This window comes from Psychrobacter sp. DAB_AL43B, from assembly GCF_900168255.1.
In the GTDB taxonomy this organism is placed as follows: Bacteria; Pseudomonadota; Gammaproteobacteria; order Pseudomonadales; family Moraxellaceae; genus Psychrobacter.
On sequence record NZ_LT799838.1, the window covers coordinates 2,359,360 to 2,378,070 of the forward strand.

Sequence of the window (18,711 nt, forward strand, 5' to 3'; positions counted from 1 at the left end):
ATCCAAATTGCTACAATCCGAACCCCTACAATAACGGACTAAATAAGCGTACCACATTATCAAACAACCGCTCAGCCCCATGTCGCTGTTGCCACTCATCTAAGCTTAAAAAACGACAGTTCTGTAGATATGACTCTTGACAGTCAGCCACTTGTGCGACCATTTCTGGGGTATAGATAGCCAAGCTGACCTCCATATTTAAATAAAAGCTGCGCATATCAATATTAACAGTACCAAATAAACAATAATCATCGTCAATGACCACGGTTTTGGCATGTAACAGACCGCCTTTAAACAAGGCAATGGTCACACCAGCCTCCAACAATTCTTGATAATAAGCTTGCGAGGCGTGCTGAACTAGGAACGAATCGACCTTTTCAGGAATGATTAGCGTGACTTCAACTCCGCGCTTAGCTGCCGTTACCAACGCCCCTGATAGAGCTTCATCAGGTACAAAGTATGGCGTCGTGATACGAATGCGCTGATTCGCCCGATGCAAAATAGTTACTAAAGTATTATAAATGACATGTGCCGTCACTTGCGGTGCTGAAGGAATCAGCTGTGCGACCACACCTTTTACCACGGGCATCTGTGGAATCACCGTTGACACTGCCCCAGTGCTAGGCTGTTCCAAAGGTTCTACATCATCATCCAATACTTTTATCCGGCTATTGATATCATTGATAGTCGGATGGCGCACATACAATTTACGCGTATAGCTATTCACTCGTTGATGCAACGCATCTAAGTTATCGCTATTTTCAGCGCCAATATCGGTGACCACTACCTTTGCCATCGCAGTGGCAATACTGATCTCATTGTCACTGACACTGCGTATGGCCACATCAATCCATTCCCCGACCGCTTTATCTTGCTTAAAAAACTTAGGATCAACCAAGTTAAAGCTACCGATATAACCAATGTACTCATCAATAACCACGATTTTGCGATGATTACGCAAATCTGAACGCTTAAATAACGTCTTAAAAAGCCCCACCGGCAGCGATTGGTGTACAAAAACCCCAGAGCGCTCTAACTTCTTATGTTCAGCACTATTAAAAAAGCTAAAACTACCCACACTATCGATCAGAATGTGGCACTCCACACCGCGCTGAGCAGCTGCCATCAACGCTTCTATCACATCTATCACTTGCCCCTTAGGGTAAATAATATAAAACTCCATCAAAATAGTGCGTTGAGCAGCATCAATATCATCAATCAAACGTTTAAAAATAATATTAGGATGCGTCAGTAGTTGCATGTCATGGTCTGAAAACACACCGAACCCTGTCCAGCGCGTCCCAATTTGACTGACACCACGGTAATGCTCAGCTAGTACCTCTTGACCTTTATCAAAAACCAAACGCTCACGCTGTGCCATCTCATTCATAAGCAGCCGTGCCTGATCCATGCGATTGCGATAACGGCGACCAATCATAGGCTCACCTACCAACACATAAGCAATCAACCCAAACAAAGGCAGCGTAAACAAAATGGCTATCCACGCAATGGTCACACCAATGTTTCGCTGCACCGAGACAATACGCAAAGTCATCACTATCATGAGAATAATATGGAATATCAGACCCAGTCCAGCAAAATCAGTCCATGACCATGCCGCAATCTGCTGCTCAGTAGTAGCTAAAGCTTCTATATTCGCCTCCAATCTTTAATAGTACAATACAATCAAATATAACCAATCAAGTATAGAGGCTTTTATCCGCCACGCAATAGGTAACTATGTAGTTGCTATATGGGCTGTCACATCATCTAGCTATACTCTCCAAAACTCTTTTCGCTATCATTTTATAAAAAATGTGAAATAGTATTTGACAGCCATGTGTAAATCTATATAATACACACCCACAGCAAGGGGCTTTAATGAGCTTTGAGTTGTTAGAAATTTTATGATTCTAGAGTGTGACATCTTTAGATAGCAAAACTTCTAAGAGATTTTATCTCAAGGGTGATTAGCTCAGTTGGTAGAGCGTCTGCCTTACACGCAGAATGTCGGCGGTTCGAATCCGTCATCACCCACCACTATTTTAGCGAAGTGGGCTCTATTTATAAGGGCAAGACGCTAAAAACGACCTAAGCAGCGGTAGTTCAGTTGGTTAGAATACCGGCCTGTCACGCCGGGGGTCGCGGGTTCGAGTCCCGTCCGCTGCGCCATATTTAAAACGAATTTAAACTCTCGAGTTTAAGCAAGTTTCGCCTCAAGTATTCGTTTACTTGAGGTTTTTTTGTGTCTGAAATTCTTCTCAAAGCCTTTATCCGTAAGGGTTGGTTATCCTGTCTTTATCAACCACTAAGAAGCAGTCTACTCTTCAATAATGTATTCTCTATAAGTCTGCCTGCATGCACTCTGACTTTTGTAAATCAGTGACCACCTGCTCGGTGACCAAACAGTGACCATTTTGTGACCAAAGTTATTAAAAGTCAGGACTAAATACGATCCCGTTTAACAACGATTAAAAGCTATTTTGTTTTTTAAGAACTGGAACTGCAATCGGTACCTTATAGAATTTAGTAAAGCCTTCAATCGATTTGCTAGCGGTTAAACTGTTTGGCAGCTTATAGCCCTCATCTTGATCAGTGTAGATAACAACGCAACTAACAACCTTTGATGACTGTTCCTCTACCGTATGGTAGCCTAGCTTATCTAGTATACCCACATCTCTTGCATAACCACTTATCTGTCTAATATCATCAATAATATAGCTTAAATTCTTATCTTGTTGATAAGTAGGTCTGTATTTCGCATCTATGATAAGTGGTTGCACATCATCAATAAGTAAATAGTCGGGATTCCCGTAGCTACCTTTTGCTTGAAAAAGTATCTTATCGCCATACTTATCTTTAAGAAGTCCCAATATATATAATTCAAAGAGCTTTGACATATCAATCCAGAACGGCGGTACTGATATCTTTTCAATGTTATTATGCTCGATTTCACTGATATGATAACCAAAGCGTTTAAGAATGATCTTAGAGAGCTTTAATGTTTCCTGATACTCTTTATAAAAAGAATTACGCTTGACTGCTTTAATCTCATGTAAATTGACTTCATCACTAACTCTCTCGAAAGCAGGTGTGCAATGGTCGATTAAGCACCTCATTGATCCATGGTATTCTGGGTATTGAGATAAATAACGTCTAACAAAGCTTAGCGTATGCTTTAAAACTCTATTCTCAATGCCGTCAAAGCCAAATTCTTCATAACTACAAAAGGTGTTCGTAACTTTATTTCGAACTACATTCTTTTTAATGTTTTGAGCAATTAAGACTTTACCTTTAACTCTGCTATTAAGATTACGCTCGACTTTATAATACGATTGTTTCAAGCCTTTCTTTACCAGACTTTTTAGAATTTGAAGAAACTGTATGATCAGTAGTGGTGTTAATAAATCCATCTGCTGATCAATTTCGATAAAAGGCTCGTTTAGCTTAATGTAGTATAGGTCTTTGGTATTCTTAGCAATGTCACCATGCGTAAGACATGATTGAAGCATACCTAGATAGTCAACTTCTTGAGTCCCTTTATTAATTTTTGGTGCAACATAAATGGCTTGTTGATTCTTTACAAGCCAGTCTGCACCGATAAAGTATGACATTTTAAGCGCAAGACTGTCTTTACCATAAATAACCTGAATGCAGCGCTCATTTTTCTCATTGTCTTGAAAAAATATATCTGAAACCTCTACACTTTCACAAGCAAAGTCTATCTGCTTGTGTTCGCATACAGTTTCTAAGTGGTTTGATCTTATTAGCTTAGACATGAAGGTTTTCTACTACCTCTCTAGCGCTATCTAATAAAACACCATCTTTTATATACTCATATAGAATGGGCTTAATCTCATATTTCAGTTTTATAGAGAGCTCTTTATAGAAATCCTCTTCAGATATATCCTTTTTAGATGGTAAGAAGTAGCTATGACCCAACTGAACGTCATCAGCATCAAAGTCAGAAGAAATTTGAGCATTATTACCTTTGAATAATTTCTCAATAGATTCGAATAGCTTTGTAGCTTTTTGAAATGTGATTACTTTTTTTGATGGCAATACGTCATAAAATGCAAAACGTCTACGTATAGCATAGTCAATATGACCTACCGAACGATCGGCTGTATTCATTGTGCCTATGACATATAAGTTTTTAGGCAGTTTAATATCTAGTGTATTTTCATACTCATACATAGATTCAACGCTCTCACCACGATATTCAAGCGCATAAATAAGCTCACCTAGGACAGATGGTAGATTAGCGCGATTAATCTCGTCGATTATAAGAATGTACTTACCATTAGGGTTATCAATAGCTTTTTTTGCAAACTCAGCGAGAATCTTATTCTCAACTTCATAGCTGATATTTCCAGCATCATTAGTCTTGGCAGCAATACCTCTAACAAAGTCTTCATAAGTATAAGCAGGATGAAACTGAATTATTTTATACTCACCATGTGTCATCACTTCATCAAACTCAGATAAATCCTCTCCATCCTCTAAATTAAAGTTATTCCAAAGAATGCTAATAAACTCAATATTCGTAAGGTCAGTATCTAATTGATTGTTTTTACTAAGGTAAATATCATTTAGCTTAGTGTTTTTTGCAATTACTCCTAGTTTCTTGTCGTAACTACCAAATAGCTTTAGAGCATTATTCAATATTTTCTCACTGTTTACAGGAAAATATTCATCTGGATAGTAGCTATGTAACACTTTTAACGTGAAACATGGACCAAAAAATTTAATGGAATCATCAAGGTCAGTTTTTTGAATTAGCTTTGATAGCTCATTAGCAATCTGTTTCATTGCAGACTCATCATCAGTTGAATTAGCAACCTTTTTATTGAGCATGTATCTATCGTTCTTCTTACTCCAATATATAGGGTAGTTGTTTGAAAATCCTGGTGAGAATGTACCCAATCTTTCTAACCCTACCTCTAGCCACCAGCAGAGCGAGTCGTTATCCCCATGCCCAATTGCATATTCTGACAAAGAAAGTCCGCTTAAGCACTCCTTAGGAAAAGATTCATAAAATTTAGATAATAATTTATCGTTTTTTGATCTAGCTGATTTTACTTCATCAGACTCTGTATCGAAGTTTTTCACTAAATCATCAATTATGGATTCAGGTGTACCCTTAAGTTCAGGTTGCGTCAAATTCTTAGCAACCAATTTAGCTAGTCGAGTTTTACCTGTGCCTGGCGGGCCTTGTAAAATTACTTGATGCTTGTATTTTAGGAGTGCAGATACTTCATTAATTTCAGTGTTACTCATAACTTTCTCATACCATTTTTTAATATTGATGTTGGTTTCTGCATTGCTATTGGTCATGTCACATCTAGTTAAGGTCTTCCTACCTACAATTTTTAGATCATATGCTGTACGATACCAATCTAATATTTCAACTTGACGCCTTCGCTCAAACCAATCGAAATTTCTATTGGTTTCACTCTTGTATTCATATTCTCCTATTACTTTCACTAAAGCTATTAAAGTTTCCCCTCTTTTAATAGCTACAATGTCTCCAATATCCATATCATTTTGAAAGCTAAGTTGTTGAGCTTTTCTTTTTTCTTTCCAGTCACCCATACCAATGTAACCTACTTGCTCGAGAACCTCTTTTTCACGTTTCCAATTTATATTATCTTCATGCAATTGCATATGCCAAAAATTCATTCTATTACCTTACTCTTATCGAATAGTTAAACGTTTTTTCCTATTCACGGGTTTAATGGCTACAATATTTGTTTACAAAGCAATGTTTGGCATAGTATCACTAACCCTTAGCATTGAATAATACTTATTCCAACAGTTGTTGGTCTTAGCTTTATCAACAATTTTCAGCTATATTAGTCTATTTAAATTCAACATTAAGATTGAACGTGAATATGACAACAAATCAGCGTCCAGAAGACATCGCCCGAGACAATATTGATCGCCAACTTAAACAAGCTGGTTGGTTGGTACAGAAACTCAAGGACTATAATCCTAATGCCGGTCTAGGGGTTGCGGTTAGGGAGTATCCAACTAGCACGGGCCCTGCTGATTATGTGCTATTCATAGATAGAGAAGCTGTCGGTATCATTGAGGCAAAAGCTGAAGACTATGGGCAGAAGATAACGACGGTTGAAGAACAAAGCGCGCGCTATGCCACTAGCGACTTTAAGCATATTGATGAAGCAGATATTGCTTTTCTGTATGAGTCTACTGGTGTTATTACTCGCTTTACCAATCAAAATGACCCTAATCCTCGCTCACGAGAAGTCTTCAACTTTCATCGTCCAGAGACGCTAGAAAAATGGTTTGCCGAGGGCAAGAACACTTTACGTAAGCAACTGCAAGTAATCCCTCCGTTAAATCCAAATAATCTGCCAGCTTCAGAGCTTGATCTGCGAGACTGTCAAGAGCGTGCTATTGTCAATATAGAAAAGTCATTCGCTGAGGCTCGTCCGCGCGCATTGATTCAGATGGCGACAGGCGCAGGTAAAACGTATACGGCTATCAGTATTATGTACCGGTTGCTTAAATATACTGGCAAGCGACGTATTTTATTTTTGGTAGATACCATCAACCTAGGCGAGCAAGCCGAACAGGAGATGATTGTATTCTCGCCACATGATGACAATCGCAAGTTTACCGAACTTTATAACGCGCAAATTATTACCTCGCCACACGTCCCGTCAGGTGTCCAAGTCTATATCTGCACTATTCAGCGTATGTACTCTATCCTCAAAGGTGAGCCGCTAGACCAAGCATTGGAGCAAGAAGGTCTAGAGGAGTATGAGAAACATATCAAAGAGCCATTGCCCGTGGTTTACAACAGCGCCATTCCTCCTGAGTTTTTTGACTTTATATTTATTGACGAGTGTCATCGCTCTATCTATAACTTATGGCGTCAAGTGCTTGATTATTACGATTCGTTTTTGATCGGTCTGACAGCGACTCCTGATAGCCGTACCTTTGGGTTTTTTAATCAAAACGTCGTCAGTGAGTATACCCACGAAGAAGCAGTCGCTGATGGGGTCAATGTAGGCAATGAGGTCTATTTAATAGAGACCAAAATCACTAAGGAAGGCGCAAAACTAACGGCTGAAGAGCTGATAGAACACAGAGAAAAAGTCACTCGTAAAAAACGCTGGGAGATGCAAGATCAGGAAGAAGAATACACTGCCAAGCAATTAGACAAAAACATTGTCAATCCAAGTCAAATTCGTACGGTAATCAGAAGCTTTAAAGATAGCTTGCCCAGTATTTTCCCTGCGCGTAACGAAGTACCTAAAACTTTAATCTTTGCCAAAAGTGACAGCCACGCTGACGATATCATCAATATTGTCCGAGAGGAATTCGCTAAAGGAAACGAGTTTTGCAAAAAAATAACTTATAAAGCGGGCCAAGATAGAGTCGATGATGAGGGCGAAATCACTGAAGAAGGTGAAGCGGCCAAAACCGTACTGGCGAACTTCCGTAATAGCTATAATCCTCGTATTGCGGTTACGGTTACCATGATAGCCACAGGTACAGATGTAAAACCGCTTGAATGTCTGCTCTTTATGCGTGATGTCAAAAGCCGCAATTTCTTTGAGCAAATGAAAGGCCGTGGCACACGTACTCTCGATAAAGAAGGCCTACAAAAGGTCACTCCTAGCGCTAGGAGTGCCAAGACGCATTACGTCATCGTCGATGCTATCGGTGTCACTAAGTCGCTAAAAACCAGTAGTAGTCAGTTAGATACCAAGAAATCCGCAAGCTTTCGTGACCTCGCTACGGGTATCATGATGGGTCAATCTGACACTGATACGGTCAGCTCATTTGCCAGTCGCTTAAAACGTCTTGATATTGCTTTGGAGCCTGAGCAACACGCTACGGTAGAAAAAGTCACTGGCGGTGTGCCATTAAGTGAATTGGTTAAACGCCTATTTACTGCTATCGATATCGATCTCGTGCATGAATCAGCCTGCCAGCTTGAGGGTATCAGTTTAGACGCGACGCCTAGTGATAAATCTATGAAGAAAGCGCAGCATAAACGCGTGAAAGAAGCCAGCAGATGGCTCAATGGTGAGTTAATCACAGAGCTTGAAGAGATCAGACGAGAAAGTGAGCAGAAAATTGATCACCTGAACATCGATGAGGTAACTAATATAGGTTGGGAAACCGATCAAGTTGAAAAAGCCGAGAGTCTTGTCAACCGATTTACTGATTATATAGAAGCCAATAAAGACAATATTACGGCGCTACAAATCTTGTATAATCAGCCGCATCATCGTCAGGCACTCAGTTTTGCGATGATAAAAGAGCTATATGAAGCGATTAAAGCAAGCAAGCCGCCCTTAGCCATATTCAGTGTTTGGGAAGCGTACTCCATCATCGATGGTGTTACGTCGCAAAAGGTGGAAGACGAGTTAACGGCTCTGGTTAGTTTGGTGCGCCGTGTGGTCGGTATTGATGATAAGCTAACGCCTTTTGACAATACGGTACGTAAAAACTTTCAAGATTGGGTGTTTGCCCACAACGCAAGAAGTAAAAGCCCCTTTACAGTGACCCAGATGGAGTGGTTACGATTGATTCGTGACCATGTGACGACCTCGTTTGCGATAGCTTCAGATGACTTTGAGCTAACACCGTTTAATCAATATGGCGGTCTAGGCGAAGCTTATGAGGTGCTGAGTGAAGGTTTGGACTTTGACGAATTACTAAACGAAATAAATATTGAGTTAATTGCATGATAAATGAAGAAAGTAAAAAGAATTACCCCACATCTTGGGAGATCGTAAAACTCGGTGACTTTGCTGATAGTGAGAAAGGTAAAAAACCAAAAAATCAGCAGCCTTTGCAAAATGAGGAATTTCATCTCCCTTATATAGATATTGAAGCATTTGAAAAAGGTATATTCAAAAGCTTCACTGACGGTGAAAAGTGCATTATTTGTGATGATAGTGATTTTTTAATGGTATGGGATGGCTCACGTTCAGGACTAGTTGGTAAAGGTCTAAAAGGTGCTTTAGGTAGTACTCTAGTACGTATTAACCTTCCAATGATCAACAATCTTTATGGTTATTATTATCTACAATCTAAATATTTAGAAATCAATACTAGAGCAAAAGGTGTTGGTATTCCGCATGTTGACTCTTTTTTATTATGGAGTTATGACTTTCCTATTCCTCCAGTAAATGAACAAAACCGTATTGTCGATAAAATTGAAGCGCTATTTTCAGAGGTCGATGCGGGTATCGCTAATCTTACTTTAGCCAAACGGCAACTTACGCAATATCGTCAGTCGTTACTTAAGCATGCTTTTGAAGGCAAGCTGACGGCTAGATGGCGTGAAGATTATGCTGAGAAGCATGGCAAATCATTACCTAGCGCTGATGAGTTACTAGAACAAATTCAAACTGCACGTCAGGACTACTATGACCAGAAAATTACGGATTGGGAGCAAGCGGTTGAAGCTTGGGAAGAGCAAGATAAGGAAGGCGCGAAACCAAGAAAGCCGAGTGCATTTATAAAGCCAGAAAAAAACTCCTCAGTAAATAACTATCTAATAGATTATTTTTATAAAAAAGTAAACTTTTCTGAACTTTACGATGTTTTCATAGGTTCAACTCCTAGTAGAAGTATTTCAGAATATTGGAATGGCGATATTAACTGGATTAGTAGTGGTGAAGTGACATTCTCAAATATTCGCTCTACTAAAGAGAAGATTACGCAGTTAGGGTTAGCCAAAACATCTACAAGTGTTCATCCTATTGGAACTGTTATGCTAGCTATGATTGGTGAAGGAAAAACAAGAGGGCAAGCAAGTATTTTAAAAATTGAGGCGTGTCATAATCAAAATACAGCTGCTTTAAGGGTTAATAACGATTTACTAAGTTCAGAATATTTATATTTTTACTTATTATATAGCTATGAAATGACAAGAAGGATTGGCTCTGGAAATAATCAAAAGGCACTTAACAAAACTGTTATTCAAAACATGACCATACCTATCTGTTCATTTGAAGAGCAAACAGAAATTGCTCAAATTTTAGAAAGACAGAATAACGCTATTGAATCCTCAAAACAAACTTTAGATAAATATTTAAAGAAAGCTACTCTACTAAAAACCTCAATCCTTCATAAAGCCTTTCAAGGTAAGCTCGTACCACAAGACCCTAACAATCCGCCAGCCAGCGAACTATTAGCGCAGATCAAAGCCGAGCGCGAAGCCAAAGCACTGGCTGAAAAGCAGTCGAAACAAGATAAAACTGCGTCAAAAAGCAAAGCGAAAACCAAGTCTGCTAAAACGCCAAATAAATCTAAAAAAGATGAGCAGATAACTTTGTCGCTTTAATTGCTAATGCAAAAGCCATTCAGTTTATCAATACCAGATATCATCCATACGAGAGAAAACCATGAGTGACACAGCAACTCCAAATATTTTATCAAGCAGTCAGCAAATGAGCCAAGCCAGCTCTATCGTCTCCAAGGTTTGGAGCTTTTGTAATACCCTACGTGATGATGGCGTCAGCTATGGCGATTATCTAGAACAAATTACTTATCTTATCTTTTTAAAAATGGCACACGAATACAGCTTTCCGCCTTATAACCGAGATATTGGCGTACCAGAAGGCTTTGAATGGGATAGCTTGATGAGCAAGTCAGGTGCAGCGCTCGAAATCCACTATATCCAGTTACTAAGAGAGCTTGGTAAACAAAAAGGCTTGCTTGGTCAAATCTTTACTAAGGCACTAAATAAGATTCAAGATCCTGCTAAGCTTGGTCGTCTCATTGACATGATAGACAGCACCAAATGGGTACGACTGGGCACTGATGTCAAAGGCGATATCTACGAAGGTATCTTGGAGAAAAATGCTGAGGATACCAAATCTGGCGCAGGTCAATACTTTACCCCAAGATCGCTTATTCAAGCCATCGTTGCTTGTATGCAACCCAGTCCTGATATTACTATCGCTGATCCAGCAGCGGGCACAGGTGGCTTCTTGCTTGCAGCTTATGATTATATAGAGCAGCATCATAAGCTTGATAAAGAAGAAAAGGAAAGCCTAAAGCACAATACATTTTCGGGTAATGAAATCGTCGCTAATACTCGCAGACTGTGCTTGATGAATCTATTCTTGCATGGTATTGGTGAGATTGATGGTGATAGCCCTATCAGCTCAGATGATGCTTTGATTGGATCAGCAGGTAAAAGTGTCGATATGGTACTTGCTAACCCGCCTTTCGGCAAAAAAAGTAGCATAACCGTCACGAACGACGAAGGCGAACAAGAAAAAGAAGATTTTGTTTATAACCGTCAAGATTTCTGGGCGACGACCTCTAATAAACAGGTTAATTTCCTACAACATATTTACACTATGCTCAAGATCAATGGCAAAGCAGGTGTCGTTTTACCTGATAACGTCTTGTTCGAAGGTGGTGCTGGCGAGACTGTCCGTAAAAAGCTACTAGAAGTAACCAACCTGCATACGATTTTGCGTCTCCCAACAGGCATCTTTTATGCCAATGGCGTTAAAGCAAACGTCTTATTCTTTGACAACCATCCTGCTCAAGAAGATGCCGTCACTAAAGACGTATGGATATACGATTACCGTACCAACGTTCATCACACCCTTAAACGCAAACCGATGACGCTTGAGCATCTACAAGACTTCATCACTTGTTATAACGCTGACAATATCCATGAGCGTATCGAAACCTATGATCCTGAAACCAACCCTACCGGACGCTGGCGCAAATACAGTATCGAGGACATTAAAAAGCGTGATAAAACTAGCCTAGATATTTCATGGTTAAAAGACGACTCATTAACAGACCTAGATAACCTACCTGACCCTGAAGATCTAGCTAGCGATATTATCGATAATATTGAAGCTGGGCTGGCAAGCTTCCGTGCAGTTTTGGATGAGCTTGAGGGTTAGTTGTTTTTGATTGTCTAACGTAGATGTAAAAAAGACGCCTATATATTTTATAGACGTCTTTTTTATTCGCTTGAATATATTTGGCTTACATACAGAATTTTCGCGCGAGATTATTTACTACCTGTTGAGGTATTATGTAATCAGCTACTGCTTTGTCTAAACTTTTAGAGTCTTTGTCACCCTCTATTCTCGAATATCGAGGATTGTCACAATTCACGTTAATAATTCCTCTGAATCCGCTCATTTTACCGTTAGCTGTTAATGCTACTAACATAGTTGATGGTATATTTTGTTTAGCGCCAATATAACTCTCAACAGTCATTGGATAAGCCGTCCAAAGCGTTGAATAAACGCCTTCATGTTTGTCATCAAGTATAGTTATACCTTTAGGAAAACTAGGCGCTGCTACAGCAACAGTAGAGATAAGAGATGAAAGTGTTAAAACAGCTATAGATAGTAAAAAAGGCGATTTCATAGTCGCTCCAATATTAGGATTAATGTTACGCAATTATTGCTTAGTAAATATAGCACAATAGAAGTCGCTAAACGCTAGCTAAGCAACCCGTTTTCAAGGTGCTTAGAAGCCTGTCTAACTGCATAGCCATCCGACTTTAATAAATCATCCCAAATATCTAAGCATACATTCAAAATACCTTCATCCTCATCATCAACCGCTTCATCATATATTCTTTGCAGTATCTTAGTTAGTCTATCCATTTCACTATGAACACTCTGTTTAGCTTCAGCGGATAAAGTAGATGTAGCTATTTCAGAGAATAACTGTAATAACATACTTTTATAGCCTTCTAGGTTTAAAACATGATTCTCTAAAGCATAAAACAAGTGATATATCTTTCTATGTGCTGTTTGGGAGTTCATGTAAATATCTAATAGTTCCTCGGTAACTCCTTTATTCCAAAAGTTCTTCTCTCGAACAGAATGTAGCAAGTTATCTCTTACTTTCTGCGAGCTATCATTAATTAAGGATCTGTATACATTCACTAATTTGTGCTCTTGCTCTGCGTAATCGTCCACCGTTAGAAATTGAACTAGAACTTCGGCAATACCTAGCTTAACTGACTCATCAGCTGTTAAAACAGATGATACCTCATTCTCAAATAAACCATTAAAAAGGTAGCGTGCAAAAACTTGTATGCCAGCCTGCTTACGAACCTCTTCATATTCAGAAATAAGCATGAGTTTAACTAATGCCACATACTGCTCTCTAAAGTCATCTGTAAAAGCTGAATTAAAAAAATGATAAGATTCATAAGCACAGCTCATTCTTAAGTCAGATTTACATAAATCTAGAAACCTTTGCAATGCATAATTTATGTCGTAATTTAAGAAAGGAGTCAATAATCTGACTGCTACTATTTTTACAGCCGGATGAGGATCATTTATAGCAGAGTCAATCAAACTCAAATTATCCCGTGCATACTCTTCATTATCCCAAAATATTTTGGCAATACCACCGTATGCAATCCCTCTATAACAGTTTATAGAATTTTGCATTAGACTCTCAGCAGTGGTGTATTCAGCATGATCTCCCTCTTTAGGGTCATATACATTGAGCTTGTTATTGTTAGGATTGGATGAGTGAAGAGCGATTCCAATAAGCTTATTAAGCATATCAGGATAGTCTATAATCTTTGGAGTATCTGCTAATAATCTTGTCAGTGCTTGGCTCTCATTAAAACCTTCAAAATGCCTAATAACTTTATAACGAAGGTCTAACGGGCAAGGTTGCCAGTTTTCCTTGAAATCTTTAGCTAAATTAGATGAATTGTTATCTGCTAATCCATAGCAAATATTTTCAATAAACTCTTTATTAATATTCTTTGGCAGTGTTAATGCCAGTTTTGCAAATCTCGCAGGTTCGTTTTTTACTGCTGTACTCAAGCTTTGTGCAAACATTCGTATGCTAGACTCTGCAATCACATCAGTACTTACAGCTTTCATTTTCCATGTATCGAAGCGTTTCTCATCATTCAGTATGATTTTTTTCCAAGCTTTATCAGATAGTTTGTTTACTTTTATTAAAGGCGATGTGAGAACACCACCAAAAGTTGGGTCATGAGAATAAAAGTAAGTATCACTATAACCTTCAAATCGTCTTTGTAGAACATTATATAAGTCTATGGATCGTTTGCTAATACGATGATTATCAAGTTTATTGAGTAAGAAGTATTGGGCTTCTCCCCAATAACTTGTCCAAAAGTTTCCAAATTTTCTTCTTATTTCTAAAGCATATTTTATACTATCAATATTCTTGTTAAGACCAACATCAAATATTGCAAGTTCAAGATGGTTGAACGTTTCTTTCTCACAATGAGGCGAAAACTTTTCAATCAATTTCCCAGACAGCACCCATTTTGGCTCTTCATAATCATTCCCACAAGCTAACCTAGTAGTAGGATTATCGAGTAGCCATTTAATAACTTGATCAGAATACTTAATAGTTAAGTTAAGCAGAAGATTTGCAATAATGTGCTCTACAACTGGATGCTTATTCGTTAAATATAATGTCAGTAAATTGAATAGCTCATTTGGTTTATCTGTATATTGTTTACCTGCTTCGAAAAGGATACCTAATACACCTCTTATTAAAAAATCTCTATGTTCATTAAATAGAAGTCTGTCTCTGTAAAGCCATATCCTTGTATAAGAGTTTTCATCAATCGAGCTACTAATTATTTTAAAAACCTGAGGCATTAACTTTTCAAGAACATCGTAAGGCAAAGCTTCTGAAATACTTTCTAAGTCTTCGATCTGACCTTCTCTCCATACCTTTCGATGTAGATAGTTATCTAACTCTTCAGATTCTTTAATCTCAAAACTAGAGTCTGTTAATTCTTCTTTATAACTTTCTATGATTAACTGTATCAATTCAATTGCCTTCCTTGGATGATTTTTTGATAACTCATTCCAATTGATATAATTAACTGAACAACCTAGTTGTAAGAGCCTTTTACGTACTATAAACATCGCTTCTGAGTCGTCTTGGATATTCCAATTCAAAGCAGAGTAGCATCTATTATTCCATTGCTCAGATAAACCAATAAATGGCTCAATTTCCTTTATAACAATGCCAGGTGCTTTGTCAGCTATAGAAATTAATAATCGAATAGCTAGATCCATTTGCGAGTCAGATCCATTTAGCCATCTAGAAATCACATTTTGTTCTGAAAGTACCTCGACTATTTGCGGGTGTCCAAAACAAGCATGGTCAATAAAAGGCTGACTTAATTCTTCATTGTCTATTAGACTTATTATTAGGTGGCGTAATGGCGCTTTAATAGTTGTAACTTCACCAATCACATTGATAGCTAAGTACTTAATATGAAAACGAATATCAGTACTATTGAGCAAAGCTAAAGCATTTTTACAAAACACTGATTGTTTAGATTGGGCCAATAGCTTCAGAGCATACTTAATGTGCTCTCTACGGGTGAGTGTTTGTTCAGACTTTGAACCAATCTCTTCAAGCAGCGCATCACTTGACCGTTGAGCGGTATCAAAGAGACGTTTTCCTAAGTGATAATCGAATAGTGCTTGATGCTGGAAGCTGATTTGATTCTCATGCTTATGCAGTATACCTACAGAGATTAGTGCCTCTAATGCATTAGGGTTAGGATTGCTAAGCAAACTTATAGGTATAGAAAACTGCATATTTTGGCTTGCTTTTTCTACAAAATTATCAACAATTGAGTTAGCCAAACTCGTATCAGTTAATATTTTACTCAGCTGTTTTATTCTATCTTCCCAGTACAAGCGAGTAAGGTCTATCTTACTGGTGAAGTCAGGATTGTTATGATTATCTTTAATAATTCGTAAATATAAACTTAACCATATCGGAATTCTCAGAATAGACTGTTTAATAGGTGATAAAGAGTCATAGTTCTCGTAAGGGTCTAAAATTTCTTTAACTTGCTCAGCAGGTAACTCTGATAATTCTATATGAGCAACCTTATCATTGAGATCTAATATCCAATGTTGCAACTGTGGATCTTCTTTTAAGTCAAAATCTCTACAGGCAAGTACCAAACAGATATCATGATTACTTTCTCTTAATTGAATAACTTGTCTGGCAATCTCCTGACATACTTGCAACGCATTACTAGAGTGATTCGCTGTCCAACGTATTGCATCCAACTGATCTAAGATAATGACTGCTTTTGTATCACCCGCAAAAGTATTTAAGCAGAATACAGGTGAATGAGTTAATCCTAAATCACGCCCAAATGTGTCGGCGTTTTTTTCAGGGCGATTTCTATCTAGTCGTATAGGCAAAGATATGTATTCTTGCTCATTAAGGTAATTACAAAGCTGTAGTAGAAAAGCACTTTTACCCATACCTGCTTCTGCTTTGAGTAAGGTGATAGGATAGCTATTCATGAATTCAAGGCATTCTTCGAGTTCCGAACGTTTAATTAAGCTATCCTCAATGAGGAAGGGTTTTATAGTGGATTGAAAGTCACAATTAATCCTTTTTATCTCGGAAAACACCCTTTCATCATTTTCATAAACTCTTAGATTAAATCCCCGCATCTGCATGTCATTCAGTAGTTGGGATGTAGTGATTGGCAAACGGAGTCTATTAGAGCTTATGGGATAGTTTTCTATGAAATCAAGAACATTGTTTGGTTTATCAAGAAATAACCGTTTAGCTATTTTAACGAGTTTGTTCTGTGATTCAGAGTTATTATGAAAAGCAACAACTTCGAAGTATTTTAAAAAATTAATAGCTTTAAGAATATCAGGTTTTTTATCAATGTCTAAATCTAATCTATCACATAACTCTCTAAAAAGTTTACGACGTCTTTCACTTTGGTTTACCTGCTCTTTGATAAAATCTTGAGGATCATCAGTCGTATTTTTAGCACTCAAACTTAGATGAGACAATTGTGTGAAAGACAATGGAGAGACGATCTTAAAAGTACATTTATCTCTTTTAATTTGATAAAACGCTTTTTTTAGCACGCCAGCTTGATCAAGTCTTGATAATGTCCATACATCTGCATCACTATTGCTAGATTTACATTGATGAAACTCTCTGTGACCATCTATTGCTCGGATAATCAAATCTACGCCTATTTCATCTTTACCCAATGGCTCAATGGTAACAGAAGCTATTTCTTCTTCAGCTAGCCTTAATAATTGCTCAGCAACCCAGTTTGACTCATAGCTATTGCCAAACTTATCTGCGAACCCACCACCTTCTAATGCCATAGCTGAATTACCTTCATTAATACCAGTATGTTGAAAATAGTAGCATGAAAGGATGTTTAAAGAAGATAAATGTAGAAACCTTCAATCAAAAAAACCAGAGAGCATTAGCAATCTGGTTATTAAGTACTCTTTAAATTATTACCTACCAACTGTAAGCTGCCCGCCAGAAAAACTTATACATGATTCGCAGAACCAATATGATTGTTTTCTGATATAAGGTATATCTGCTGGTACATCAAGTTGATACGGCCGTCCACAGTACTCACAGTGCACATCATCTAAGTAAGCCTGGCACTCCGCTAATACGCCGAACAAAATATGATAATCGATATGGTATTGTCTGCAGAGTATCTCTATATGTTCTACATAACGTCCATCATGCCCGTATGCCCAATAATCTTCGCATAGTTGTATGTCGGACTGATCTGCATTAGCGCTAAAAATAAGTTTTAAGCTCATGTTTATCTCCAAACCAAATAATTAACGTTAATCACAACGAATAAGGAATCTCGTAATGATTCATAATGTCCAAAAATTTGGTCTCAAGATTCGTTAAGGTATAACGATTCAGCGCTAATCCTTCATTTAGCTCACGTTGCACCCATATTCTAACCGCTTCATCATTATAGAAGATGGGGTTAACGCCTAGCATCTTTGCTAAATGTGAACCCTGTTGTATTTGCAGGTTTACCATAAGCTTGGTAGATAGCGATATCGCTTCAGCACTCAGCCAAATTGAAGCATGCGGCGGTTTAATAAATGTGTTCATGTATAATCTCCTGTAGATTAATATTTACCCCTGTTAGTCGTAATGACTTTCTACAGATTAAATTATACATACATTTTGAGCTATTGCAACTGAAAATAACCTTCTATAGATCTTTTTGTTACTAAATAGAACATTTAACCTATTTGAGAAACTATAGTTTGCTGCGTATTATTTGTTGTAATAACTGATAAGCGCAGCGTTATCTTGGATTCTAAAAGGAGGAACGTTTATTTTTCTTCCTTAACTATCTCATAAAGGTCGCCCACTTCAATATCCAAATATAAACATAGCTTCTCGACAACTTCTAGATCCACTCTAGTGGCTTCTTCGTTATACATGCGTGTGATTGTGCCTCTGTTCACATCAGTATCTCTAGATACATCAGCAATCTTTAGTCTTTTCTCACCCATAATTCTAGATAAATTGCACTTCACCATAACCTCCTCCATATTAAAATAACCTACTGTAGATAAAAATGTCTTGCAAAAGATTATTTTTAGTGTAAATTATGTTCTATAGCAGGTCATAAAGCTATCAGATAATAACACTTTAATCTTTAGTAAGGATTTTACTATGAGTTATACCTATTTAACAACTGAAGAGCTGTCACAACGTATTAAATATGACAGCAAGACCATACGCAACCAGCTTAAAGATGCGGTATTCATTGAGGGCGTTCATTACATCAAACCCTTTGGAGGTAGAAAGATCCTTTTCATATGGCAAAAGATTGAAGAGCTGATGCTGACAGGCTACGACGATACCATTCCATTTGCAGCGGGAGTGTAA

Annotated in this window: 11 protein-coding genes and 2 tRNA genes; 6 read left to right on the forward strand and 7 right to left on the reverse strand. The window is 37.9% G+C overall.

From position 1 onward, the window contains the following. Nucleotides 1-25: 25 nt before the first annotated feature. Nucleotides 26-1,666 (reverse strand): cardiolipin synthase, encoded by a 1,641-nt coding sequence (locus tag DABAL43B_RS10045; RefSeq protein ID WP_079692244.1) that lies wholly within the window; start codon nt 1,664-1,666, stop codon nt 26-28. Between the two features lie 298 nt (nt 1,667-1,964). Between DABAL43B_RS10045 and DABAL43B_RS10050 the strand changes: the two genes are divergently transcribed. Then, nucleotides 1,965-2,040: transfer RNA gene (locus tag DABAL43B_RS10050), tRNA-Val, on the forward strand. A 55-nt stretch (nt 2,041-2,095) separates the two neighbouring features. Continuing rightward, nucleotides 2,096-2,172: transfer RNA gene (locus DABAL43B_RS10055), tRNA-Asp, on the forward strand. A gap of 299 nt (nt 2,173-2,471) precedes the next feature. On the opposite strand, the gene DABAL43B_RS10060 is transcribed toward DABAL43B_RS10055, so the two are convergent. Then, nucleotides 2,472-3,779 carry a 5-methylcytosine restriction system specificity protein McrC gene (locus DABAL43B_RS10060; RefSeq protein ID WP_079692245.1) on the reverse strand — a complete coding sequence of 436 codons (1,308 nt, stop codon included), beginning with the start codon at nt 3,777-3,779 and terminating at the stop codon, nt 2,472-2,474. Then, nucleotides 3,772-5,682 carry an AAA family ATPase gene (locus DABAL43B_RS10065; protein WP_079692246.1) on the reverse strand — a complete coding sequence of 637 codons (1,911 nt, stop codon included), beginning with the start codon at nt 5,680-5,682 and terminating at the stop codon, nt 3,772-3,774. Before DABAL43B_RS10065 ends, DABAL43B_RS10060 begins: the two co-directional genes overlap by 8 nt. Before the next feature lie 212 nt (nt 5,683-5,894). Here DABAL43B_RS10065 and DABAL43B_RS10070 point away from each other — a divergent pair, with 212 nt between their 5' ends. The 3 genes from DABAL43B_RS10070 (at nt 5,895) to DABAL43B_RS10080 (ending at nt 11,921) form a co-directional block, all read left to right on the forward strand. Next, entirely contained in the window at nt 5,895-8,729 is a 2,835-nt protein-coding gene (locus tag DABAL43B_RS10070) for a DEAD/DEAH box helicase family protein (protein WP_171996345.1), read from the forward strand. After that, on the forward strand, nt 8,726-10,333 hold the full coding sequence (locus DABAL43B_RS10075) for a restriction endonuclease subunit S (protein ID WP_079692248.1): 1,608 nt from the start codon (nt 8,726-8,728) through the stop codon (nt 10,331-10,333). The genes DABAL43B_RS10070 and DABAL43B_RS10075 overlap by 4 nt, the downstream gene beginning before the upstream one ends. 61 nt (nt 10,334-10,394) lie before the next feature. Continuing rightward, nucleotides 10,395-11,921 (forward strand): class I SAM-dependent DNA methyltransferase, encoded by a 1,527-nt coding sequence (locus tag DABAL43B_RS10080; RefSeq protein ID WP_264753817.1) that lies wholly within the window; start codon nt 10,395-10,397, stop codon nt 11,919-11,921. Nucleotides 11,922-12,006: 85 nt separating this feature from the next. Here DABAL43B_RS10080 and DABAL43B_RS10085 read toward each other — a convergent pair whose 3' ends face one another. From DABAL43B_RS10085 to DABAL43B_RS10105, 4 genes are all read right to left on the reverse strand, one after another. Then, nucleotides 12,007-12,396 (reverse strand): hypothetical protein, encoded by a 390-nt coding sequence (locus DABAL43B_RS10085; RefSeq protein WP_079692249.1) that lies wholly within the window; start codon nt 12,394-12,396, stop codon nt 12,007-12,009. A 74-nt stretch (nt 12,397-12,470) separates the two neighbouring features. Next, a complete protein-coding gene (locus DABAL43B_RS10090; RefSeq protein WP_079692250.1) occupies nt 12,471-17,153 on the reverse strand; it encodes a hypothetical protein in 4,683 nt (1,560 codons plus the stop codon). Between the two features lie 490 nt (nt 17,154-17,643). Next, nucleotides 17,644-17,922 carry a hypothetical protein gene (locus DABAL43B_RS10100; RefSeq protein ID WP_079692252.1) on the reverse strand — a complete coding sequence of 93 codons (279 nt, stop codon included), beginning with the start codon at nt 17,920-17,922 and terminating at the stop codon, nt 17,644-17,646. Nucleotides 17,923-18,149: 227 nt separating this feature from the next. Beyond that, complete coding sequence (locus DABAL43B_RS10105; protein ID WP_319823000.1) at nt 18,150-18,371, reverse strand: helix-turn-helix transcriptional regulator; 222 nt, start codon at nt 18,369-18,371, stop codon at nt 18,150-18,152. A 124-nt stretch (nt 18,372-18,495) separates the two neighbouring features. Here DABAL43B_RS10105 and DABAL43B_RS10110 point away from each other — a divergent pair, with 124 nt between their 5' ends. Beyond that, a complete protein-coding gene (locus DABAL43B_RS10110; protein WP_079692254.1) occupies nt 18,496-18,711 on the forward strand; it encodes a hypothetical protein in 216 nt (71 codons plus the stop codon).

Excerpts from the sequence above, each read along its gene's own strand:
- DABAL43B_RS10065 (WP_079692246.1), bottom strand. The coding sequence starts at position 5,682 with ATGAATTTTTGGCATATGCAATTGCATGAAGATAATATAAATTGGAAA.
- DABAL43B_RS10105 (WP_319823000.1), bottom strand. The coding sequence starts at position 18,371 with ATGGAGGAGGTTATGGTGAAGTGCAATTTATCTAGAATTATGGGTGAG.
- DABAL43B_RS10060 (WP_079692245.1), bottom strand. The coding sequence starts at position 3,779 with ATGTCTAAGCTAATAAGATCAAACCACTTAGAAACTGTATGCGAACAC.
- DABAL43B_RS10075 (WP_079692248.1), top strand. The coding sequence starts at position 8,726 with ATGATAAATGAAGAAAGTAAAAAGAATTACCCCACATCTTGGGAGATC.
- DABAL43B_RS10090 (WP_079692250.1), bottom strand. The coding sequence starts at position 17,153 with ATGGCATTAGAAGGTGGTGGGTTCGCAGATAAGTTTGGCAATAGCTAT.
- DABAL43B_RS10100 (WP_079692252.1), bottom strand. The coding sequence starts at position 17,922 with ATGAACACATTTATTAAACCGCCGCATGCTTCAATTTGGCTGAGTGCT.
- DABAL43B_RS10110 (WP_079692254.1), top strand. The coding sequence starts at position 18,496 with ATGAGTTATACCTATTTAACAACTGAAGAGCTGTCACAACGTATTAAA.
- DABAL43B_RS10070 (WP_171996345.1), top strand. The coding sequence starts at position 5,895 with ATGACAACAAATCAGCGTCCAGAAGACATCGCCCGAGACAATATTGAT.
- DABAL43B_RS10085 (WP_079692249.1), bottom strand. The coding sequence starts at position 12,396 with ATGAAATCGCCTTTTTTACTATCTATAGCTGTTTTAACACTTTCATCT.
- DABAL43B_RS10080 (WP_264753817.1), top strand. The coding sequence starts at position 10,395 with ATGAGTGACACAGCAACTCCAAATATTTTATCAAGCAGTCAGCAAATG.